The sequence below is a fragment of the Arthrobacter cryoconiti genome (assembly GCF_020905375.1).
Taxonomy (GTDB): Bacteria; Actinomycetota; Actinomycetes; order Actinomycetales; family Micrococcaceae; genus Specibacter; species Specibacter cryoconiti.
In genome coordinates this window covers 101,572-123,680 of sequence record NZ_JAJJBU010000014.1, presented here as the reverse complement: position 1 = coordinate 123,680, position 22,109 = coordinate 101,572, and the positions used below count along the sequence as shown (strand labels likewise).

Annotated in this window: 21 protein-coding genes; 6 read left to right on the top strand and 15 right to left on the bottom strand. The window is 57.7% G+C overall.

Annotation, left to right across the window (positions count from 1 at the left end):
- Positions 1 to 5 precede the first annotated feature (5 nt).
- Positions 6 to 329, bottom strand: coding sequence for a ferredoxin (gene fdxA, locus LOH53_RS08040; protein ID WP_176636557.1), 324 nt, complete (start codon positions 327 to 329; stop codon positions 6 to 8).
- 126 nt (positions 330 to 455) lie between these two features.
- Between fdxA and LOH53_RS08035 the strand changes: the two genes are divergently transcribed.
- A complete protein-coding gene (locus tag LOH53_RS08035; RefSeq protein ID WP_230067220.1) occupies positions 456 to 689 on the top strand; it encodes a putative acetyltransferase in 234 nt (77 codons plus the stop codon).
- A 36-nt stretch (positions 690 to 725) separates the two neighbouring features.
- Here the strand turns inward: LOH53_RS08035 and LOH53_RS08030 are convergent, their stop codons facing one another.
- The 9 genes from LOH53_RS08030 to LOH53_RS07990 form a co-directional block, all read right to left on the bottom strand.
- Positions 726 to 1,157 (bottom strand): hypothetical protein, encoded by a 432-nt coding sequence (locus LOH53_RS08030; protein ID WP_230067219.1) that lies wholly within the window; start codon positions 1,155 to 1,157, stop codon positions 726 to 728.
- A complete protein-coding gene (locus LOH53_RS08025) occupies positions 1,154 to 2,125 on the bottom strand; it encodes a PIG-L family deacetylase (protein ID WP_230067218.1) in 972 nt (323 codons plus the stop codon). Before LOH53_RS08025 ends, LOH53_RS08030 begins: the two co-directional genes overlap by 4 nt.
- Positions 2,126 to 2,256: 131 nt before the next feature.
- On the bottom strand, positions 2,257 to 4,047 hold the full coding sequence (locus LOH53_RS08020) for an ABC transporter ATP-binding protein (RefSeq protein WP_230067217.1): 1,791 nt from the start codon (positions 4,045 to 4,047) through the stop codon (positions 2,257 to 2,259).
- A gap of 5 nt (positions 4,048 to 4,052) precedes the next feature.
- Positions 4,053 to 5,066 (bottom strand): ABC transporter permease, encoded by a 1,014-nt coding sequence (locus LOH53_RS08015; protein ID WP_230067216.1) that lies wholly within the window; start codon positions 5,064 to 5,066, stop codon positions 4,053 to 4,055.
- Positions 5,059 to 5,985, bottom strand: a complete 927-nt coding sequence (locus LOH53_RS08010; RefSeq protein ID WP_230067215.1) for an ABC transporter permease — start codon at positions 5,983 to 5,985, stop codon at positions 5,059 to 5,061. Before LOH53_RS08010 ends, LOH53_RS08015 begins: the two co-directional genes overlap by 8 nt.
- A gap of 200 nt (positions 5,986 to 6,185) precedes the next feature.
- Positions 6,186 to 7,823 (bottom strand): peptide ABC transporter substrate-binding protein, encoded by a 1,638-nt coding sequence (locus LOH53_RS08005; protein ID WP_230067214.1) that lies wholly within the window; start codon positions 7,821 to 7,823, stop codon positions 6,186 to 6,188.
- Between the two features lie 254 nt (positions 7,824 to 8,077).
- Positions 8,078 to 9,994: a translational GTPase TypA gene (typA, locus tag LOH53_RS08000; protein WP_230067213.1), complete on the bottom strand. Its 1,917-nt coding sequence runs from the start codon at positions 9,992 to 9,994 to the stop codon at positions 8,078 to 8,080.
- A 288-nt stretch (positions 9,995 to 10,282) separates the two neighbouring features.
- On the bottom strand, positions 10,283 to 12,073 hold the full coding sequence (locus LOH53_RS07995; RefSeq protein WP_230067212.1) for an ABC transporter substrate-binding protein: 1,791 nt from the start codon (positions 12,071 to 12,073) through the stop codon (positions 10,283 to 10,285).
- 760 nt (positions 12,074 to 12,833) lie between these two features.
- Positions 12,834 to 13,229 (bottom strand): RidA family protein, encoded by a 396-nt coding sequence (locus LOH53_RS07990; protein WP_230067211.1) that lies wholly within the window; start codon positions 13,227 to 13,229, stop codon positions 12,834 to 12,836.
- A gap of 332 nt (positions 13,230 to 13,561) precedes the next feature.
- On the opposite strand from LOH53_RS07990, the gene LOH53_RS07985 reads away from it, so the two are divergent.
- Entirely contained in the window at positions 13,562 to 14,257 is a 696-nt protein-coding gene (locus LOH53_RS07985) for a TetR/AcrR family transcriptional regulator (RefSeq protein WP_230067210.1), read from the top strand.
- The gene (locus LOH53_RS07980; protein ID WP_230067209.1) at positions 14,254 to 15,120 is read left to right on the top strand and encodes a 3-hydroxyacyl-CoA dehydrogenase; all 867 of its coding nucleotides are present in this window, start codon (positions 14,254 to 14,256) and stop codon (positions 15,118 to 15,120) included. Before LOH53_RS07985 ends, LOH53_RS07980 begins: the two co-directional genes overlap by 4 nt.
- A 109-nt stretch (positions 15,121 to 15,229) precedes the next feature.
- Here LOH53_RS07980 and LOH53_RS07975 read toward each other — a convergent pair whose 3' ends face one another.
- A complete protein-coding gene (locus LOH53_RS07975; RefSeq protein ID WP_230067208.1) occupies positions 15,230 to 15,808 on the bottom strand; it encodes an SDR family NAD(P)-dependent oxidoreductase in 579 nt (192 codons plus the stop codon).
- Positions 15,809 to 16,028: 220 nt separating this feature from the next.
- On the opposite strand from LOH53_RS07975, the gene LOH53_RS07970 reads away from it, so the two are divergent.
- From LOH53_RS07970 to LOH53_RS07960, 3 genes are read left to right on the top strand one after another with little or no spacing between them, the layout of a single operon-like run.
- Entirely contained in the window at positions 16,029 to 16,721 is a 693-nt protein-coding gene (locus tag LOH53_RS07970) for a histidine phosphatase family protein (RefSeq protein ID WP_230067207.1), read from the top strand.
- Positions 16,722 to 16,745: 24 nt separating this feature from the next.
- A complete protein-coding gene (locus tag LOH53_RS07965; protein ID WP_230067206.1) occupies positions 16,746 to 17,300 on the top strand; it encodes a DUF3090 domain-containing protein in 555 nt (184 codons plus the stop codon).
- Entirely contained in the window at positions 17,300 to 18,067 is a 768-nt protein-coding gene (locus LOH53_RS07960) for an SCO1664 family protein (protein WP_230067205.1), read from the top strand. The genes LOH53_RS07965 and LOH53_RS07960 overlap by 1 nt, the downstream gene beginning before the upstream one ends.
- A gap of 355 nt (positions 18,068 to 18,422) precedes the next feature.
- Here LOH53_RS07960 and LOH53_RS07955 read toward each other — a convergent pair whose 3' ends face one another.
- The 4 genes from LOH53_RS07955 to LOH53_RS07940 form a co-directional block, all read right to left on the bottom strand.
- Positions 18,423 to 19,316, bottom strand: a complete 894-nt coding sequence (locus tag LOH53_RS07955; protein ID WP_230067204.1) for a DUF4231 domain-containing protein — start codon at positions 19,314 to 19,316, stop codon at positions 18,423 to 18,425.
- Positions 19,317 to 19,326: 10 nt separating this feature from the next.
- The gene (locus LOH53_RS07950; RefSeq protein WP_230067203.1) at positions 19,327 to 19,869 is read right to left on the bottom strand and encodes a TIR domain-containing protein; all 543 of its coding nucleotides are present in this window, start codon (positions 19,867 to 19,869) and stop codon (positions 19,327 to 19,329) included.
- A 201-nt stretch (positions 19,870 to 20,070) separates the two neighbouring features.
- A complete protein-coding gene (locus tag LOH53_RS07945; RefSeq protein ID WP_230067202.1) occupies positions 20,071 to 20,595 on the bottom strand; it encodes a hypothetical protein in 525 nt (174 codons plus the stop codon).
- 353 nt (positions 20,596 to 20,948) lie between these two features.
- On the bottom strand, positions 20,949 to 21,845 hold the full coding sequence (locus LOH53_RS07940; RefSeq protein ID WP_230067201.1) for a toll/interleukin-1 receptor domain-containing protein: 897 nt from the start codon (positions 21,843 to 21,845) through the stop codon (positions 20,949 to 20,951).
- Positions 21,846 to 22,109: the final 264 nt, after the last annotated feature.

Sequence of the window (22,109 nt, the reverse complement as noted above, 5' to 3'; positions counted from 1 at the left end):
GTTTCTTAGCCCTGGTTCTGCGGCGGAAGTGCAGCGATCAACGGGTGATCCGTGTGGGTGTTACCAATCTTGGCAGCACCACCTGGGGAGCCCAGCACATCAAAGAACTCAACGTTCGCCTTGTAGTATTCCGCCCACTCATCAGGGGTGTCGTCCTCGTAATAGATAGCCTCTACCGGGCAGACAGGTTCACAGGCCCCGCAGTCAACACATTCGTCGGGGTGGATGTAGAGCGAGCGTTCACCTTCATAGATACAGTCAACAGGGCACTCTTCAACACATGCCTTGTCCTTGACATCTACGCACGGCTGCGCAATTACATACGTCACGTCCCGACCTTCCTCACAAAAAATAGCTAGTAGCCGGCTGGGGCCGGAGTTACCTTCATTATCCCTCACTCCGGGCAACGGTGCATCTTGGCACTACCTCAGGTGTCGGGGAACTAGCATAAAGGGGTGAATGAGGCACTGAAAAGACTTTCCACACTCCCCTTCGGCACTCGCGTGGTGGTGCGCTATAGGATCGAGGGCGGCACCACGGATGCGCTTGGCACCTTGAGTGCCCGCGACGCCCTGCACGCCACGGTGACTACCCGCAGCGGCGATGTCCAGATCAAGTTCGAGGATGTCCAACTCGCCAAAGCTGTGCCCCCGCCCCCGGCGCGGCGCGAACGCCGTTTTCCGCTCTAACCCTCAACGGTTCAGGAACTCTCACTTCGACGCTCGCTATTTGCTCCGACGCAGGACCGCGGCGGCCCACCAAGAGAGCAAGGGAGTGATCACGGCGATGCCGTAGAGCCAAACCGTGCCTTGAAGATTGCTAGAAATCATTCCGAATCCGCCCAACTGCAACGACAGCAGGCCCGCAGTCAGGTACGCCGCACCACCGCATAGCACTACCAGCCAGGCGCTCCTGCTCCACAGGCCCACGAAAAGTTCGACGGCGGCCAGCATGAGCAACGCAGCCGCTGCACCCAAGGGAAGCACCGTCTTATCTATGTAGAGTGCATGTCCGTGCAGGGCCGTACCCAACAAGCCAGTGCCCATGCCGGCCCCCACGGCCGCAGCGATCACAGCCCAGCGCCGCGGTTTAGGCAAGCGCGACTCGTTCCCCAAGTCTGCCGCCTCCTTTGGATCTCTCTCTTTCGGAACACTCATCCGCAGATCCTAGGCGATGGCAGTGATACGAATTCTTCAACTCCAGCGATCTCATGCCACTCGTTATCCGAGAGTGCAAACTTGTCCCCTGAGACGCTGATTTGGGTGCGATGTGCACGCATGGCTGCTGTCTTCGCCGCGGTATCCCCAACGACCGCCAGTCTGGGCAGCTCAGGCTCAAGAGGTCGTTGTGGACGATCACTGACGATGGCAAAGACATGCGGGACTGCCCAGCCCGGAACATTGCCATCTTGGCGGACGGCTAATTCCAGTGCACACATGACCAACTGATGAGTGCGGACATGGTCCGGATGCCCATAGCCTCCGTCTGCTGCATAGGTGATAACAGCGTCGGGTCGGGACGCGCGAATGGCTGCGGCGGCGAGAGGAGCCAGCACGTCAAGGGGCGTGCGTGACAGCGAGCCGTCCAGTACAGTAGCGGCAGCCTCGGCCCGCCCATCGGCACCCCACGCCATACCCGAATCTCTGAAGACCACCGGTCCCGACGCGGGGGCAGTGATCCCCTGGCCTAAGAAAAAGTGTTCGCTAACGCCTAGGGCATCCAAGGCGCCAGTAAGTTCGCGTTCGCGTTCTTGTGCCAAACCGCTTCCGTCCGCCTGGTTCGATCCTTGTGGCAACTCGTTACTTTCGGCGGCAGCAGCTCGTGAGGGACCGGCGTCGAGCTTCCCTTCCACAGAGGAGCTTGCCTCTTGCGGAAGGCGCAGCTCACGGCCCACCTCCAGATGACCCAGCTCCGCTGGGATGACCTCACCTAGCTCACCCCGGGTACATGTCAGGAGAATCACCCGCGCTCCGGCGCCAGCGTAGGCCGCCATGGTCGCCCCGGTGACAATGGTTTCATCGTCCGGATGGGCATGGACAAATAGAAGTGTGGCGTTCGGACCGACACCCGGGAGAAGCGCAGGCGCCCGCTGGTCTGACGTTGGTGCGCACATGCTCGAACTCATGCCACCAATCTACCCGTTCCCCACGTCTGGTCGGCACTAGCTCAGCCCAGCACACACAAAAGGCCGGTGTACCCCAGATGAACTAGGGACACCGGCCTTTTGGCGTCAAGCTTATGCAATACGGTCTTCCGTTAGACCAAGAGACTAGCCCCAGGAATAGCATTCAACAGTTCTTGCGTGTAGACCTGCTTGGGGTTGTTGAAGACCTCATCGGTGCTGGAGGTCTCCACAATCCGGCCGTGCTGCATAACGCAGACGTTGTCTGCGATCTGGCGGACCACAGCAAGGTCGTGGGTGATGAACAGGTACGTCAGTCCCAATTCTTCCTGCAACTCATTGAGCAGGTTCAACACCTGCGCCTGTACCAGCACGTCAAGCGCTGACACTGCCTCGTCACAGATGATCACATCGGGATTCAAAGCTAGCGCCCGCGCAATGGCAATGCGCTGGCGCTGGCCGCCGGAGAGCTCATTCGGGTACCGCTGCATGGTGGAGGCAGGCATGGAAACCTGATCCAACAATTCACGAACCTTTTTCTCCCGTGACTTCTTGTCTCCGATCTTGTGGATCTTCAACGGTTCTTCAATGGTCCGGTAGATGTTGAACATCGGATCAAGTGAGCCGTAAGGATCCTGGAAGATCGGCTGGACACGACGTCGGAAGTCAAAAAGAGCCTTCCCCTTGAGCGTGTTCACCTCCACGCCGTCAAAGAGGATGCTTCCCTCAGTTGGCGCCAACAAACTCAATGTCATCTGCGCCACAGTGGACTTGCCCGAACCGGACTCCCCCACAATGGCTGTAGTGCTCCCGCGCGGCACGCTGAAGGAAATATCGTCAACCGCTTTGAAATCGGTGGCCTTACCCAGTGCTCCGCGAAGTTTGAACACCTTGGTGAGGTTTTTAATCTCCAAGATGGTCTCACCCTTGGCCGCATGTCCAGGGATAACGGGGCTCACTGAGGAGGGCACGACCATTGGATCCTTGGCCACAGGTACCGAGTGCCCATCGGCGGAGACGCTCTCCTGCGTCTGCGCCGCAGCAGATGCCAGGGCATCCTTGGCTTTCTGAGACTGTAGCCGTTGAGATGCCATTGACGGAGCTGAGTTCACCAAGCGTTGCGTGTACGGGTGCTGCGGGTTGCGCAAAATCTCCAAGGCAGGCCCGGACTCAACAACTTGGCCCTTGTACATAACAACTAATTTCTCAGCACGTTCCGCCGCGAGGCCGAGGTCGTGGGTGATCAGCAGCACTGCAGTGCCCAGCTCAGTCGTCATTCGATCCAAATGGTCCAAAATCTGCCGCTGCACCGTCACGTCAAGTGCTGACGTGGGCTCATCAGCGATGAGCAAGCGCGGGCGGCATGCAAGACCAATAGCGATCAGTGCCCGCTGGCGCATTCCACCAGAGAACTCGTGTGGGTACTGCTTGGCACGGGCCGCAGCGTCCGGCAATCCTGCCTCAGCAAGCACCTCCGCGACACGTTCTTTGGAGTTAGCGCCAGCCAAGCCATTAGCCTTCAATGTCTCCTTGACCTGGAACCCAATCTTCCAGACCGGATTCAAGTTCGACATAGGATCCTGGGGAACCATGCCGATCGAGCTGCCACGAAGTTCCACGATCCGCTTACTGCTGGCCTTGGTGATATCTTCGCCGTCAAAGAAGATCTGACCACCGGAGACACGGCCGTTGCTCGGCAGCAGGCCGATAGCAGCCAGTGCTGTGGTGGATTTACCCGAACCGGACTCACCTACAATGGCTACCGTCTCCCCGGGCATGATGCTCAGGTGAGCGTTGCGTACGGCGTGTACCGGACCGTTGGACGTATCAAAAGTGATCGCCAAATCCCGAATTTCCAGTAAAGGAGTATCCGCGTCGCGTGCCGTCTTAGAATCCACGGACTTTGCGTTGTTAATGTGACTCACGTGCGTCACCGCTTCCTTGCTTTGGGGTCCAGTGCGTCACGCAAGGCGTCACCGAGCATAATGAAACTCAGTACCGTAATGGACAATGCCACGGCCGGCCAGAGCAGCACACTGGGGTTGTTGCGAACCTGCGTCTGTGCAGCGGAGATGTCGTTGCCCCAGGAGATGACGCTAAATGGCAAACCAATCCCCAAGAAGGACAGCGTTGCCTCGGCCACAATAAAGGTTCCCAGCGAGATGCTGGCAACGACGATGATCGGCGCCAGAGAGTTGGGGACCACGTGCTTCATCAGTGCCCGGAACGGAGAGAGCCCCAGCGCCTTGGCGGCCATCACAAAGTCCGCATTGCGGTTTTCAATGACAGCACCACGGGTGATACGCGCAATTTGCGGCCATCCGAAGGCCACCAGGGCAATTACGACTGTCCAAACGCTCTTGTTGTCACGGAATAGTGGCAACTGGTTGATGATGATGGCGCCTAGGATCAACGGCAAGGCAAAGAAGATATCAGCCAAGCGGGCCAGAATTGTATCTAGCCAACCGCCATAGTAGCCCGCCAGAGCACCCATGATGCCGCCGATGATAAGCACGCCAAGGGTGGTGAAGATACCCACAGTCAAGGATGCACGGGTGCCATAAATCATGCGTGAATACACATCACAGCCCTGCAAGGTGAAGCCCAACGGGTGCCCAGAACGGGGACCCTCTGCAGAATCTGCAAGCGTACAACTGGTGGGGTCAACGTGCGCAAATAGACCTGGCACAATTGCCACCACCACCACGAGGAGGATTAGCAGCGCGGAAATGATGAAGAGCGGCTGCTTACGCAGATTCCGCCACGCATCAGCCCACAGGCTCAGCGAGACAGTGGTCTCGTCAACGTTGTCAACGGCAGCTAGTGGAGTTTCCTCCAGCGGCGCGACAAAATGTTCAATGGTGCGGCTGGAGATCTTTCCTTGCCGCGTCACCGGGGTTACCGGTTCGGTTGTCCCTTTATCGGGTGTCAAGTTCTCAGACATAACGAATCCTTGGGTCGAGCCATGCGTACAAGAGGTCCACAACGAGGTTGGCCAGCACAAAGACAATGACCAACATTCCCACCACAGCAACGACTGTTGGTGTTTCACCGTTCAAAATTGCTTTGTACAACAAATTGCCAATTCCGGGGACGTTGAAGATTCCTTCCGTGACGATTGCTCCACCCATGAGGCCACCTAAGTCAGCACCGAGGAAGGTCACCACAGGGATGAGAGAGTTTCGCAAGATATGGACCACTACTACACGGCGACGACTTAAGCCTTTGGCCGTGGCAGTACGTACATAATCAGCGTTCATGTTCTCGCTGATGGACGCGCGGGTGAGTCGAATGACATAAGCCAAAGAGACCAGCCCCAGGACTAACGCGGGCAGTATCAGTTGGTTCCAAGGCGCGGTACCGCTGACCGTCGGCTTAGCCCAGCCAAGCTGGACACCAATGACGAGCTGGAGGACGAAGCCCAGAACAAAAGTTGGGACAGCGATGACGACCAATGAGGCAACCAAGACCGTGCTATCAAACAGTTTGCCTTTGCGCAGTCCGGCAATAACGCCGAAGAAAACACCAAAGATTGCTTCGAAGGCGAGAGCCATGACGGCAAGGCGGGCTGTGACGGGGTATGCGCGTCCAATGACTGCGGAGACTTCCTGGCCGGAGAAGGTTTGGCCAAGGTTCAGTGTCACCAAATTTTTCAAATACAAGCCGTATTGAACCCAAAAAGGTTGGTCCAGATTGTATTGGGCACGCAGAGCGGCTTCGACGGCGGGAGCCATCGGCTTGCCGCCTGAAAGTGCGGCGATGGGGTCGCCAGGGGTCGCGAAGACCAAGAAATACACCAGCAGCGTTGCCCCAAAAAACACGGGAATCAACTGCAGGAAACGGCGGAAGGTGAACATGACCATTACGGCGTCACCACTCCCCAGGCCCCAGATTGTAGTTCGTTCATGAAATTACCTGTTCAGTAGTTGTCAGTACAGGGACCAGTGGGATCTGTCCACGGAACATTGTACGGAAAAATTACACAAATATGCCTGAATAGCGCAGAAAGGGGGACCCGGCATTAATACCGGCTCCCCCTTACTGCGCCACGGTGCTAAGAAACTTACTTACCGGTAATTTCGTAGTACAGCGGTACGCCGTTCCAGCCGAACTGAACCGGGTTGACGTTGTTGCTCCAAACACCCTGAACTGCCTGGTACCAAAGAGGGATGACCGGCAGGTCCTTGAGTAGGATTTCCTGCGCCTCGTTGAAGAGCTTGTTGCCAGCTTCAACACTGGTTGCGGCCAAGCCCTCCTTCAACTTTGCGTCGAATGCGGGGTTGGTGTAGCTACCATCATTGGAACCTGCACCAGTCGCGTAAAGCGGCCCGAGGAAGTTGTACAGCGACGGGTAGTCGGCCTGCCAGCCGGCGCGTGAGCCACCGGTGAGAGCCTTTTTCCCGACCAAGTTGCGCATTTCCTTGAACGTGGCAACCGGGTTCAGCTCGGCCTTGATCCCCAGGTTAGTGGCGATCTGGTTGGCCATGGCCGTGATGTATTCCTTGTTACCGGCACCATCAATGTTGGAGGTGATGGTGAAGACCTTGTCGGCCGGCCACGGGCTGATCTTATCTGCCTGTGCCCAGAGATCCTTGGCCTTGGCTGCGTCAAACTTCAGAGCATCGTTGCCCTTGAGGCTGTCGCTGTAGCCATCGAGCACCGGCGAGGTGAAGTCAACGGCCGGCTTCTTGTTGCCATAGAAGATCTTGTCGATGATCTGCTGGCGGTCAATCGACATGGAGATGGCCTGGCGACGCAGCATGCCTGCTTCGCCTGAGAACTCAGGAAGGTAGCTCGGGATCACCATGGTCGCGTTACCAGCATACGGCTGGTTGACGAAGCGGTCCTTGAAGTCAGTCTTGAAGTTCTGCAGGCCACTCGGGGGAACCTGATCCAAAACATCCAAGTTATCGGACTGAATATCCGTGTAAGCAGCGTCAGGGCTGTTGTAGAGCTTGAAGGTCACGCCGCCATTCTTGGCTTTGCGAGGACCGGAGTACTTCTCGTTCGGGACCAACTGGATGGAGACGTTGTGCTGCCATCCGTTTGCAGCTAACTTGTACGGGCCGTTGCCGACGGGATCCTGGCCAAAGGCCTTGGGGTCCTTGTAGGCGGACTCAGGAAGCGGGTAGAAAGCCGTGTAGCCAAGACGCAACGGGAAGTCGGACTCTGGCTGGGCCAGCTCGACGGTGAAGGTGGTGTCATCGACGACCTTCAACCCTTCCATGGTCTCTACTGTGGAATCCTTGGCGCTGACTGCGTCGTAGCCCTTGATGGATTCGAAGAAGTAGCTGTTGAGCTGAGCATTCTTGGCCGCTGCACCGAAGTTCCAGGCATCCACGAACGTCTTAGCCGTAATGGCTGAACCATCACTAAAAGTCTGGCCAGACTTGATCTTGATCGTGTAATTCTTCGAGTCTTTGGTCTCGATGGAATCGGCCAGCTCGTTCTGAATTGCACCCTTGACGTCATAGCTCACCAGACCGGTGAAGAGCAGATCCATGACCTTGCCGCCACCAACCTCGTTGGTGTTAGCCGGCAACAGGCCGTTTTGCGGCTCCGTGTTGTTGGCCGTGATGACTTTGGTTGTGTCGCCACTGGCCGCGGTGTCTCCGCCGCCTGAAGTGCCGCCACATGCGGTGATGGACATGGCTAGAACTGCTGCCAGACCCAGTGCTTTGGAAGTGCGCGAGTAACGCATTCCGCCTCCTTGATTATTTATTGGACGCGAGTCGAGACTACTTCTGATGCAAATTCGTCGTTGAAGTCTGCAAAGTGTTCCAACTCATACCCGCCAAGCGTACCTAAGAAGTGTTACTTGGTAGTAATCCAGCGCACATTTTTTGAAGATCTTTACCGAGATGAAACCTTAAACGCCAGCGGCCCGCCCCGGTGTAAACCGGGGCGGGCCGCTGCCTGGGATTTCCCTGTATAGCTGCTTTAAGCGTAGGTCAATTAGGCCTTGGCGCGGCTACGGAAAGCCTTGGCGCGGTCGGAAGCGTCCAGGATGAGCTTGCGGATACGGATCGATTCCGGGGTGACCTCAACGCACTCGTCTTCGCGAGCGAATTCAAGGGACTCTTCCAGAGTCAGGTTGCGCGGCGGTGTCATGTTCTCGAAGGTGTCCGAGGAAGCTGCACGCATGTTGGTGAGCTGCTTCTCCTTCGTGATGTTCACGTCCATGTCGTCGGCGCGAGAGTTCTCGCCAACAATCATGCCTTCGTAGACCTCGGAGGTCGGCTGCACGAAGAAGTTCATGCGTTCTTGGAGCTTGATCATCGCGAACGGGGTGACGACGCCAGAGCGGTCAGCCACGATCGAACCATTGTTGCGGTATTCGATGGGGCCGGCCCACGGCTCGTAGCCCTCGGCGATCGAAGAGGCAATGCCGGCGCCGCGGGTGTCGGTCAAGAAGCGGGTGCGGAAACCGATCAGGCCACGGGCCGGAACGAGGAATTCCATCCGGCACCAACCGGTGCCATGGTTGGCCATGTTGACCATACGGCCCTTGCGGGCTGCCATGAGCTGGGTTACGCCACCCAAGTATTCCTCGGGTACGTCGATGGTCATGTGTTCCATCGGCTCGTGAGTCTTGCCGTTGACCTGCTTGGTCACAACCTGCGGCTTGCCCACGGTTAGCTCGAAACCTTCACGGCGCATCTGCTCCACCAAAATGGCCAGAGCAAGCTCGCCACGTCCCTGAACTTCCCAAGCATCAGGACGCTCGGTTGGCAGAACCTTCAAGGAGACGTTACCGACCAGTTCCTTATCCAAGCGGTCCTTGACCTGGCGGGCAGTGACCTTGTGACCCTTGACGCGGCCAGCAAGTGGCGAGGTGTTAATACCGATCGTCATCGAGATGGCGGGCGGGTCAACCGTGATCAGCGGTAGCGGCTGCGGGTTTTCCAAGTCGGTGAGGGTTTCACCAATGGTGATGTCCTCGATACCGGCAACAGCAACGATTTCACCAGGGCCGGCAGACTCGGCCGGAACACGGGTCAGGGCCTGGGTTGCCAGCAATTCGGTGATCTTGACGGGCTTGACGGTTCCATCCTGGCGGCACCAGGCAACAGTCTGGCCCTTGCGCAAGGTGCCGTTGAAGATGCGCAGCAGAGCCAAACGGCCCAGGAACGGGGAAGCGTCAAGGTTAGTGACGTGTGCCTGCAGGACACCTTCGGGGTTATAACGAGGTGCCGGGATGTGCTCGATGATGGTCTTGAACAGCGGCTCAAGGTCCTCGCTGTCCGGTGCGGTACCGTTTTCGGGCTGCTTGGTTGAGGCACGTCCCAACTTGCCGGATGCGTAAACAACCGGAACGTTCAGGACAGCGTCCAGGTCAAGGTCCGGAACTTCGTCGGCCATGTCCGATGCCAAGCCCAGCAGCAGGTCCATGGACTCGGCCACGACCTCGTCGATGCGAGCGTCGGGACGGTCGGTTTTGTTAACCAGCAAAATTACGGGCAGCTTCGCGGCGAGTGCCTTACGCAACACAAAGCGGGTCTGCGGCAGTGGGCCCTCGGAAGCGTCTACGAGGAGAACAACACCGTCAACCATGGACAGACCGCGCTCCACCTCGCCACCGAAGTCGGCGTGGCCGGGGGTGTCGATGACGTTGATGGTCATGACCTGGCCATCAGCGGACGGACCGTTGTAGGCCACCGTGGTGTTCTTGGCCAAAATGGTGATGCCTTTTTCGCGCTCCAGGTCTCCGGTATCCATGGCGCGTTCGGCAACATTGCTATGTTCGGCAAATGAGTGCGTCTGCTTGAGCATGGCGTCGACCAAAGTGGTCTTGCCATGGTCAACGTGCGCCACAATGGCGACGTTGCGCAGGTCATTGCGCGAAGCAGTGTTGAGGGAAGTATCGCTCATGCGTGAAGACTCGTTTCAGTTGGGCCCGGCTGCAGGCCCCGAAAGGGCGACGGCAGAAAGTCACATTTATGTTTGGCCGCGATTGTTCGGCAGATAACACCATTCTAGACGTAGTGCCAAATACGGCCTAGTCACTGTATCCCATTACGGGCATCTCATGCGCTGCTTGGCACCTGCGCATCAGCGCCAATCCCGGACCACGGGCGGATTTGCGCCCTATTTCCACTGTAGCGCAAGGTGGTAATCGTGATGAAATTCACCAACAGGCGACGTCATTGGGACACAGTTTTAGCTAATGTGGGTCCATTCCCACACGTTCCACCACGCTCCGACGTCCACTGGTGAGAACCGCACCCCACCGACGTGGGCGCTGTGCGCGAGAATCGAATCGCGAGCAAACAGCGGCACACCATAGCCGGCGTCGAACACAAGCTTGTCAATTTGCATCTTCAAAGCGTCCTGTTTGGCATCGTTCGGGTTAGAGGCCAGGTCTTCGGTGAGCTGGTCCACGACCGTGTTGGAGAAGTTATTGACATTGGAGAGTGCTCCAGTGCGGAAAACTTGTGGGACTTGAACCGAACCAGTGGCATTGGCCTTCCAGCCGAATAGGGCGACGTCGAATTCACCGGCTTTCAAAGCTGTCTGCCAGGTAGCAGCCGGCATCCCAGCGTTAGTGACGGCGAATCCGGCCAGCTCCGCGGAGGCAGCAATTAGGGCATACTCTTTGGCTCGCACGGGGTCATCAACGTTGTAGAGAATACGGATGCTCGGTTTTGCCTCGGCCAAGATTATTTTTGCCCCGTCAATGTCAACGTCAGCATAGGAGGTGCTGCCATTGCTGCGGGCCGACTCTTTATAGGGCGTTTGGCTTTGGCGGAACACAAAGGAGTTCAAGGCCACCGCTTTGGAATCAAGCGGAACCGCCAATTCCCGAACGATCTCTTGACGTGGAACGCTCTTCAAAAACGCGGTGCGGAAATCAGCATTGGAAAAGACGCCTTTGAAGTTCAGCGCCACCTGGTCAAACCCCAACCCCTGGCCCTGATCCACAACGATCCCCTTCGACTTCGCAGCGGTCAAAGCCGCAGAAACTTCTGCAGTCGCCGTCGGGGAAATGACGTCAGCACCGCCCTCTTTCAACGCCGCAACTTGTGGGTCGCCGTCTGGCGCGTAGTGCACCGTAAGCGTGTCCAGCTTTGGTTTCGCACCCCACGCATAGTCGGCGTTAGGGGTGAGCACCAAGTCCGTGTCGGCGTTGATGCTCTTAACAAGGAAAGCTCCGTTAGACAAAGCCAACGACGGGTCAGGCATGGACTTAGTGTCGAACCCGGTATTCCAAAAATCAGCCACTTTCCGCAGCGTGGCATTCGGCGCAACGGGGGCATCGGCGTCGCCCCTGGAAACGGATTCAAGCAGCGCGCTCAGCGCATCAGCGTCCTTCAGCCCAGAGCGGACCGCCACAATGTGGGCTGGGATACTCACGGTGGAGCCCAGAGCCGTCTCCCAATCTGAAAAGGGTTTCTTATAGGTCAGCGTGAGCGACATTCCCTCGTCACTGATAACGGGCCGTTCAGTATTAGCGATCCCAGTGGGGTCTCCAGCCGAGTGGAAATACGCCGTACCCTTGATTACTTTGTAATCCGCATCCAAAGTGGCGTCGTTGTAATATCCCGATGCAGCAGCCCACTGCAGGAGCAGGTCCGCTGCGGTGACGGGGGCGCCGTCGGACCACTGCACGCCCTTATTGATGGTGTATTTGATGACCAAAGGATCATCGGAGACCTTTTGATACTTGCCAAATTGTTCGTTCTTTTGGATTACCAAGTTTGGGTCTACATAGTTGAAGCCCGAATGCGTGGCGTAGTCGACACGGAGGTTGGTTCGGGTGGCGCCAGTGACGCTTTCCGGGTTAAAAGAGGAGAAGGCGTCTGTTTCCAGAACAGTGACATTGCCACCGACACTGGCACTGGCCGTCGCTGTGGGCTGCTGCGGACCAGAATCCGTGCCTGTGCAGGCGCTGAGAACCAGGACTGCGGCTAGGGCTACGGCAGATACTTTGGAAATGCGTCCGACGCGCATTCCACCTCCAATTTATTCGTACGAATCCGGCCTGCAGAGTTCAAAAGCCGCGGAGCTATACCGCGAGAAGGCCTGCAAAATAGACTACCGCAGGCTGTGCTGCCACGACTTAGCGAACGACGGCGAAGCCCAGAACCCTGTGATAAAGCTACCGCAGGCTGTGCTGCCACGACTTAGCAAACGACGGCGAAACCCAGGACCCAGGACCCAGTGATAAAACTACCGCAGACGGTGCTGCCACGACTTAGCGAACGACGGCGGCCAGCCGTCGCATTTTTCGCCTACGGCCAGGCGTCCCTTTCGCAGTTGCCCGAGAGGCCCATTTCACGTCTTCGCGAAGGTTGGTGACATTGTGGAATCGTTATTCTCCAACAGTATCTTTGTCCTATGCCTATGTTGTTTTGGATTGCCGCGATTCCCCTGCTCCTCTCGGCGATTGTGATGTTCTATGCAGGGTATCTACACTTTGGGTTCGAGCGGTCGGGGCGGCGGTCGCCTTCGCGTATCAAGACGTGGATTTGGACGACTGTTGCGGTGGCACTCGCTCTTCTCGGAATCACGCTCACTGAGCTCGCTAAATAGAACGCCCCGAAGCTGTCTCGCCTCGATCCGTGGGCGATGCGCGGCAATGTTTTAGGCGTCGCCCCGGGCGGAATCCACTTCGGATTTTGAGTCCGCCCGGTAGCGGACTGGGGTGCCGCGAACTGGAGCCACGCGAGTGGGGTGCCGCGTGTGGGGTGCCGCGTGTGGGGAGAATACCTCAGCCCAGTGGATCCCTCGCGACAAGCTCAATCTCAACATCCGCCCCCAATGGCAGGCATGCCGCCGCGATAGTCGTTCTTGCCGGATACGGTTCGGCGAAGACTTCCCCGTAGATAGCGTTCATTGCGCTGAAGTCATCGAGGCTGGTTAGGTACACATTGACTTTCAGTACGGCGTCGAAGTTCGACTCCGCTGCGGTCAAAACAGACTTCAAGTTGGCAAAAACCTGCCGCGTCTGCGCTTCGATCCCACCAGCCACAATTTCTCCGGTTTCAGGGTCAATCGGAGTCTGACCGGAGAGAAACAGCAGTCCGCCATAGCGAACCGCATGCGAGTAAGGACCGACGGCGGCAGGTGCTTTAGCCGCATGTATAGAATTCCGAGTCGTTTGCATAATGTAAGAACCTACCTTCCTAAGCAAAGTAAACGCAGAAGAATCTCTCTTAAAGTAGAAGCACTACGTGGCATTGGCACGGTCAATATCCGGCATCGGTGACGAAGTTCATTGCAGCGGGACTGCTTTCATAACCATGTTGCCGAACTCAGCTCGACAGCGTACGCGTAGTTATGGTGAATTGCAGCAAAGTCCAGCTATAAAGCTCCAGATCATGAATGGAAATTCGGTTCAACTTCATGCTGTTCTGTGCTGAGTGCGGTGGACCGGGCACTTGTCCCATTTATAAAACGGAGTACACTCATTTTTAGGTACAGTGAGTGAGGAAAACCTTGACATCTTCGGTCAATGCGGGTGGTCGACGCGAACACAACACCAGAGAAAAGCACGCCCGAATTTTCCTGGCTGCCGCCGATCTCTTCGCGCAGCGGGGATTCGATCACGTATCTACCCAGGAAGTCTCGGATCGTGCCAAGGTTGCTACAGGTACGCTTTTTCGCTACGCCGCATCCAAGGGCGAACTGTTGTTGATGGTTTTCAATGAGGACCTAAAGCTGACTATAGAGCAGGGGCGACTGCAGGCGGCGAGCGAGTTCGACGCCACCGCACGCGTGACCGCGCGGGTTATTCCTATCATCGAGCGCGCAGCGGCCGTTCCCGAGAATAGCGCCGCATATCAGCGAGAGCTTCTCTTCGGTCCAGAAGGTGAAAAGTACCGGCGTGAGGGGCTGAGTATCATCGACTCGCTTGAACGAGACATCGCCGACGAGCTACTTAGCGCGGCACACATGCGTGGAATTTCCGCGGATCGTGAGACCGCGCTTCTCGCCGCGGCCAGCATTTTTGCCCTCACCCACCTCGCCATCGGGCGCTTGTCTATAGGCACTCATCCGCAGCGCAACACCGTTGCCAACTTGACCACCCAAATCCACCAGATCGTCACGGGCTTCCTCGCTGTCCCCGCCTCACATCAGCTCGGCCGCGGTACGTCGTCGAAACCACAAGAGAGAATAGGGAAACAACTGTGAGTAACAATATTCAAAAGGTCACTGTTTTAGGCACCGGAGTCCTCGGTTCCCAGATAGCATTCCAGACCGCCTACAGCGGATTCGATGTCACTGCCTATGACATCAGCGACGAGGTACTAGCGAAGGCCAAGGTGCGCTTTGAGGATTTATCGAAGACATATCTGAGGGACGGAGTGGACGGCGCCGCAGACGGACAAGCCGTGGATGCGCTCACCCGACTACAGTATTCCGCCGACTTGGCCGACGCTGTCCGCGACGCCGACCTTGTCATCGAAGCGATCCCTGAGGTACTAAAGCTCAAGCAGGAAACGTATGAGAAGCTCGGTCAGTTCGCGCCTGAAAAGACGATCTTCGCAACTAATTCATCGACCCTGCTGCCGAGTGATCTGAAGGACTTCACCGGCAGGCCGAGCAAGTTCCTTGCGCTTCACTTCGCGAATCAGATATGGAAATTCAATACCGCCGAAGTCATGGGCACCACCGATACCGATCCCGCCGTGTACGACTCGGTAGTCAAATTCGCATCGGAGATCGGGATGGTGCCGATCCCGATCCACAAGGAGAAGGCGGGCTACGTCCTCAACTCCTTGCTGGTCCCGTTCTTGAACTCGGCCGCGGGACTTGCCGCTGGCGGTTACGCCGAGCCGGCAGATGTTGACAAGGTGTGGCGGATCGCGACCGGAGCACCTATCGGACCTTTCCAGATCTACGACATCATCGGGCTCACCACGCCGTACAACATCCTGGCCCACGGCGGGCCCGAAGAAAAGGCAATAGCGGAGTGGTTAAAGGAAAACTACATCGACAAGGGCAAGCTGGGCCTCGCCACTGGCGAGGGCTTCTACACCTACCCAAGCGCATAAGCGACAGCACCACAGGAAATCCGATCTTGTTCCACTACGAAGCAGTTGGTTAAGGAGCCTCCGCATGGTTCGTCGGTGCAGGCAGGCGAGGAACGTCTGCCTGCACCGGTCAATTCAACGCTGCTGAGAATCGTGGCGCGCACCCGGCGATCGGGTGCTCAGATAGCGCGGGGGCAGTGTGGCCTGGGCGAGCATCCACGATTCTTATGCCCGCGCGACGGTACTCGCGCGCCGCTGCGACAACGTACGCGGCGAGCCCCGCTTTCGACGCCGAGCAGGCCGCTAGACCTGCGACGGGTGTCTCGGCTGCGACGCCACTCAGAGTTATGATGAACGGATCTCGGCCATCAAGCGCCGAGGCCGCAAGATAGGGCTCGCTCTGGGTGATGAGCTGGATTGCGCTGGTCGTGTTTACTGCAAATAATTCCTCCTCCGTGGCGGGGGAAAGCTCTGATGCGGCTCCAAATGCAACGACCTCCGACGCGACCACTAGCCCGTCAAGACGTCCGAGCTGTGCAATCGTGGCATCGAGCACCTCACCAACCACGGAGAATTCCCGCAGATCGTGCCCGGTGGACTTTGAGGACCGCACCACGATCGCGCTCTTACTTTCCAGCTGAGTGGCGATCCGCGAGCCAAGCCCGCCGGTCGCGCCAACTACCAGAACAACAGCGCCCTCAAGATTCATCAGGGGTAGATCCTAGAACACGCGCGGCCGGTAGCCACCACGAATCGGTTTGCTGGTGGGAGGGCTGCGATAATCCCACCATGCAGCGAGTCAAGCCTCATGCGGACGGGCAAGGTAGAGCGCCAGAAGTGAACCGTGCTTTACCTGCCTACTCGGCTCTGTTCAGCGCGCGACACGGGCCGGTTCACACCCTCATCACGTGAGTGACTAGGCTGGTTACATGGCGACAGTTATTCTCGTGCGACACGGCCGCACCACAGCAAATGCCACTGGACTGCTGGCTGGGCGGGCGGAGGGCGTCGATCTGGACCAGGTCGGACGCGACCAGGGGGCTCTGACCGGAGAACGGCTCGCAACCGTCCCCGTAGTCGGAGTCGTGTCGAGCCCTCTTGAGCGTTGTCAGCAGACGGCCAAGCTCATCCTCGATCGCCAAGTTGGGACGCCGAAAATGCTGGTCGATCCGGCTCTCATCGAGTGCGATTACGGCCAATGGCAGGGCCGCATGCTCAGTGATCTCGCGGCCGAGGATCTGTGGCCGGTGGTGCAGTCGCAACCGTCCGCCGTCGTATTTCCCGGTGGTGAATCAATGGCCGCAATGCAGGCCCGGTCTGTGGCAGCAATTCGACGCCATAACGCAGCCTTCGAAGCCGAGTACGGGCCGCAGGCGGTATGGGTTGCGGTCAGTCATGGTGACATCATCAAGTCAATCCTTGCCGATGCGTTCGGTATGCACCTTGACTTGTTCCAGCGCATTAACATTGGACCTGCCTCCGTATCGATCGTGCACTACGGTGCTAGTCGGCCCAGCGTCTACGCGACCAACACCACAGCGGGCGATCTGTCGTGGCTTTCGACCAACATCCTCGCTGGTGATGCGCCCGTGGGCGGCGGCGCAGGGCAAAAAGCGCCATGAACCAAATGTGCCTAGAATACAGATATGCCTAGATATATCCACGAGTTTAACTGGCCGGATAGGGCCGTCGTTGGCACCATTGGCCTTCCGGGAACGCGAACCTTCTACCTGCAGGTACGCGCAGGGACGCAGGTTGTCAGTGTTGCCCTCGAGAAGCAGCAGGCAGCTCTGCTCGCGGAGAAGATCGACGAAATTCTCGACCAGCTCATCACGGTGGAAGGCAACCCCTTCAGCGTTCCTGCGAGCACTCCCCTTGAACTTGTCGACAATGACCAGCTCGACGCCGTACAGGAGCAGTTTCGCACGGGGGCCATGAGCTTAGGGTGGGACCCAACCATGGCCCAGGTCGTCATTGAGGCTCACCCCATCACCAATATCGATCCTGATGACAACGACGAATGGCATGAAGACGACGGCGCTAGCGAGACAGAAATGCTGCTGGTACGAATGCCGGTCGGCACCGCCCGCGCCTTCGCCATGCGCACCCGCGAGATCGTGGGTGCTGGGCGTCCGATGTGCCCACTGTGCGGTTACCCCATAGACGCCGACGGACACCTCTGTCCCACTCTCGAGGTCTGATGGCAGCGCCGAACTTAGCGACCTCTGAGCTGACTCTCACCGGCCGTATTACGACGGCTTCAAACGCTTCATTTCTGGGCAGCATCGGTGACGTGGTGGTCGTTTATAAGCCGATAGCAGGCGAAAGTCCGTTGTGGGATTTCCCGGAAGGATGTCTGGCTCATCGGGAGGTGGCCGCCTATCTGGTCTCGCAGGTCTTCGGCGGCGACGTGGTGCCACACACCTGGCTGCGCGATGGTCCGCTGGGCGAAGGCATGGTGCAGCTCTGGCAGGAGCAAGACCCCGCCCAAAACGCTGTGGAGCTAATCGCGACGGACCTTGTGCCGGAGAACGGCTGGAAAGTGGTTCTCGAGGGACGCGACGAGAACGGACGGACGGTCGCACTCGTTCACGAAGACTCGCCAGCGCTGCGACGCATGGCGGTGTTGGACATCATCATCAACAATGCCGACCGCAAAGGCGACCACATACTTTCGATGGCAGACGGGCACCGGCACGGTGTGGACCACGGGCTCACCTTTCACCATGATCACAAGCTGCGTACGGTTTTGTGGGGATGGATCGGGGAGGAGTTAACCGCTGAGGAATGCGACGGCATAGATCGTGTCAGCGAAGGACTACACGGTGAGCTGGGCCGCAACCTGACGGACTTGCTCAGCACCGAAGAAATCACATCGCTCGACGCGCGTTGCGCCCGGTTGCGCCTGACAGGAAAGTTTCCGGCTCCGAGCGGTGAGATGTCCGCCGTGCCTTGGCCCCTTTTCTAAGGGAATTCCGATATTAGCTTCACGGGGAGTGTCCGGATGCGGCAATCTCTTAGACGGCGCCTGGTGGTAAAAAGTGCATGGCCGCTAAGAACACGTGTTCTTAGCGGCCAGTAGTACCAGTTTTACGCAGCTCGGGACTTAGACGTTGAACCTAAACTCCACCACGTCGCCGCAGATACCAACCTTACGTGTGCAGCCTGTGTTTGGCAGTCCAGCATTAGGCCATGAATTCTAGGTGCCCGAGGTGCTGGAAGGACGAGCCTATCGGCAAGATTCAAGGGCGAGCCCAACTGACTTTAGAACGGAAACCTCTGATCGGGTTTGAGCTGCTCGCCGCCCTTACCTATACCCAATCTTACGAGCCAGGGCGAATAGTAGCGCTTCCCGTTCGGGAAGCCAGCCAGGTCGTGTGCTCCCGGCTGATCGCTTCCTCCGCGTCGGCGGCAACAAGTGGCCAATCGTCCTCAGCCACGTCCGAGAGCCTAAATGACTGAAGGCTCAGTTCCTTCGTCGCGACCGAATACGCAGACGCAAGCGGGGAGAACTGCTTGACGGCCACCCATGCGGTACAGGCGGCAATGAGGGCCGCTAGCAGACCCGCGAAGTCCACGGACCAACCCCCGAAAACACGGCCTGCGGCAAGGACAACGGCAATGACTTCAGCCAGGATGAGGATAAATCTCCAGGCAGCGGCCTGGCGGCGATTCGCTCGAGCCTTCCTCGAATACCACTGCTGCTGATCCTGAGTCCGAAATTGGATGTAGGCTGCGCGCCGTTCCTCAAAAGGCCTCGCCCGCAGAGCGTCCATTGGCTCGGTTAGAACTGGCTGCTCTTCATCGAAGATGATTCTCTCGGCCACCTGATCTGCGACCGCCGACATCCGCTCACTGAACTTGCTTGCAGCCTCCGTTCGCGACATGCTCGCTGGAAACGGATCAGCCCCCACTGCGTAGCGCCACGCGAGCGTCTTCGCCGACTCCGCTACTGCACGCCCCTCATACCAGAGACGCTCAGGCTGCGTCACCCATGACACTAGTTCACTGACGAGCGCTGTCAGGAACCCCACAAGAACAATACCGGCCGCGACGTCCACGCTGCCTAAGCTCCAAGACAGCGCTCCACCGAAAGCAGCCAGCACGCCTCCACCGACTTTTAGCCAAGTAAGACGCAACGTCCACGTTTGCCCACGTCGGGATTCCCCATCAGCGTTCTTCCAGACCCCGGGCAAGTCTGTGTCTGTGAGAGCCATCGGGTTCCTCTCAGGCATTCCGCATGCGCAGCGGCCGGATGTTGTTTCGGAGGCCCGACTTCACCGTACGAGCCAAATAGGCGATCTCGATGATGTTGGCCAACCCTGCCGTGGTGGTTGGGTACTTCCACCAGCGGGCGTACCCGTCCTCTCCACTTACGTTGTCATCAACACGCGCTGGCAGTTGCTTTCCAACGTAGTTGGCCGCAGACGGAAGCGTAATTGCCAACAACCCGCTGGCTGAGGCCGTCGCGGTATTGCGCAGCGAAGCGCCGATCTCCCAGTCAACGAACTTACGTCCCCAAGTTTCTTGGCCCACCAAAACAACGGTGACAGTCGTGTCGCGGAGGTATTTTTCTCGTATCTTCGATTTGATGTAGTCGCCGTTGGAGCTGCCGATAATTTCTCCCGACATACTCGCACCAATACCTCGTGCGATGAGTACATCGCCGTCGTGGTCGAAAGTCTGGATGAACTGTTCGACCTCTGCCTCATCAGCGTGGTGATACGAAATGAAACACTTGCGGCGTGTCTCGCTGGCCAACGATGACATCGGCTCCTCCTTCTGGGCCGCGACCATCGCGAGCTTCTACATGAACGATACAAGGATGGACGGACATGTAGCGCCTAGAGTCCGTTTCTTGACTGAGAACTTCCCCCATGACTGACACCGCGCGCCGTGCTGTCCACTAATACGCTGGCATTTCTGACGACTTCCTGAGCAGTGGAATCTTGACCCTGCGCCCGAGACCACTCACGTGCAATGCGATCGCGATGCGGCCTTTTCGGCCGGAACAGCGGCCTGTACATCGGTGATTATCCGTGGCGCACCAACGGTCACATCTCCCGGTCCTGTCGTTACAGCGCTGAACGACCACGACTCGCCGCACTTCAAGACGCCTGGCCCGACGGAGACGACGGCACTGGCACCGATAGCGGGCGACCGAGTCTCGATGCCTCCATGAACGGCGGTGAGTCCGCAAAAGGTTTGGTCGAACTTCACTGTGATGGACCGCCCTCCATCGAGCATCCCGGAGGAGAGGTCGCGCGGGCCAGAGTTGCGGAGCGTCACCGGCACCAGATGCGGCTCGTCCAAGGGTATGTCTCCATATGTCACCTCCAGCAATCCAGGCCGTGCGTTCTTCGGCAGCAGCGGGGTTGCATGAATCTCCATTTCTGGGCATGCACGGCGGTTCCCCCAATACCGTGTGGCCAGGACCGCTGCCGGGATTGCGACGGTCGCTACAACAAATGCAGCGAGACCGAACCAGCTACTCATGTCCAACTTGAGCCTCCACACACTTCATTACCGTGACCCGTCTTCAGCCCCGCCGATACAACTGTGAGAGATGGTTTGCCGTGGAGATAGGCACCGCGCCTGACACCGCTGTGCCACGAGTGACTCCGGAATGGATAAGAACGAACGCCTCCCGATCATGCGCCAAACCGAGGGACTGTCTGGAAATGGGCTACGAGAGGTATATTGCCGACAGACTGTTGAAGAACGCGTTATGTGCAGGCAACGCAAGCTGATCAGGCTGGGGCGCACCATTCCGCAGCCACTGATGACGAGTGCTACTCACTATGACCTGCAGTGGTGTTTCCGCGGCAGAAATCCACCGTAGCGTTTTGCTAGAAAGGAACATCTGCTCTACTCCCAGTGGCACTAAGGGTTATGGTTCGATCCGGCATAAGCAGCCAGACGTCACTCTGTTCTCTCTTTGCCACCGTTTCTGCTGCTTGAATTAGCGGCAAGAGATCCTCGTCACCCAGAGAATCAGTCAGCTTCACCTCGACTCGTCCATCCTTCACTCTGATCGAATCTAAAATAATGTCATTCGGACGCAAGGCACGCTCTAGGAATCGTATTGCCGACTGGTACGACCCAAGGCGAGGATCGCGCCCGGCGATTAGCTCGGGCACACCCTCAAGATGTTTCATCCTGCTATCTAGGCGTCGAACGCTGCGGAGAATCTCACCCATCATTTCAGCGACATCAGCCTCAGGCTTCGCAGGCTCGGACGACGTCTCAGTCATGGCGCCCGATGGCTTGTCAGGAACCTTAATTCCTCGGATTGCTGTCTCGAGCGATGGCCACCATACAGCCACCGCTTCTTTGACTTGATCATCACGAAGGCGACTTCCCGCCGCCTTATTTACCGACATCATAAGAAGCTCGAACTCTTCGACGTCGATCGACGTGAGCTGAAGCTGCGCCATGGGCGGCCTAACTTCATCCTTGGAGACGTTAAACAGCACGGGAGCAACTCGAGAGTCCACAGATTTCGTAATCGCACCGGTTTCGTAATTCAACCACGGTGACAGCAAGTTATCCGGTGCAAGGCAGATGATTCCATACTGCGCGCTCTCCAGTTCCCGAGAGAGCTCAACCGTCCAGTTAGCACCCTTATCAATATCTTTTGCAGAAACGAAAGGTTCTACACCCTGAATCACCTTTGGCAGCCAGCCGCTCAACGCTTCAGCGACTGCTCTACTAGTAACACCGGACCAACTTATGAATATTTTCATTCCAGTCCCTAGTTAAATAGACAGATGACATAACGGTCATAGGCCTGTGTAGTTATACTCATTTCTTCCCGCCAGACTCTAGCACTTAGACGTTAAACCGGAACTCCACCGCGTTCCGTCACGGAATAACCTTAGTACTAAGTGTGTTCCGAGGCGACGGAGCTAAACGCAGACTGTCGCTCTGCCGACGACTAGAAGTCTGATGTCGACGCCCGTAGGGCTACCCGAACCGCGCCAGGGAATGCCTGGCAACCTTTTCCGCTG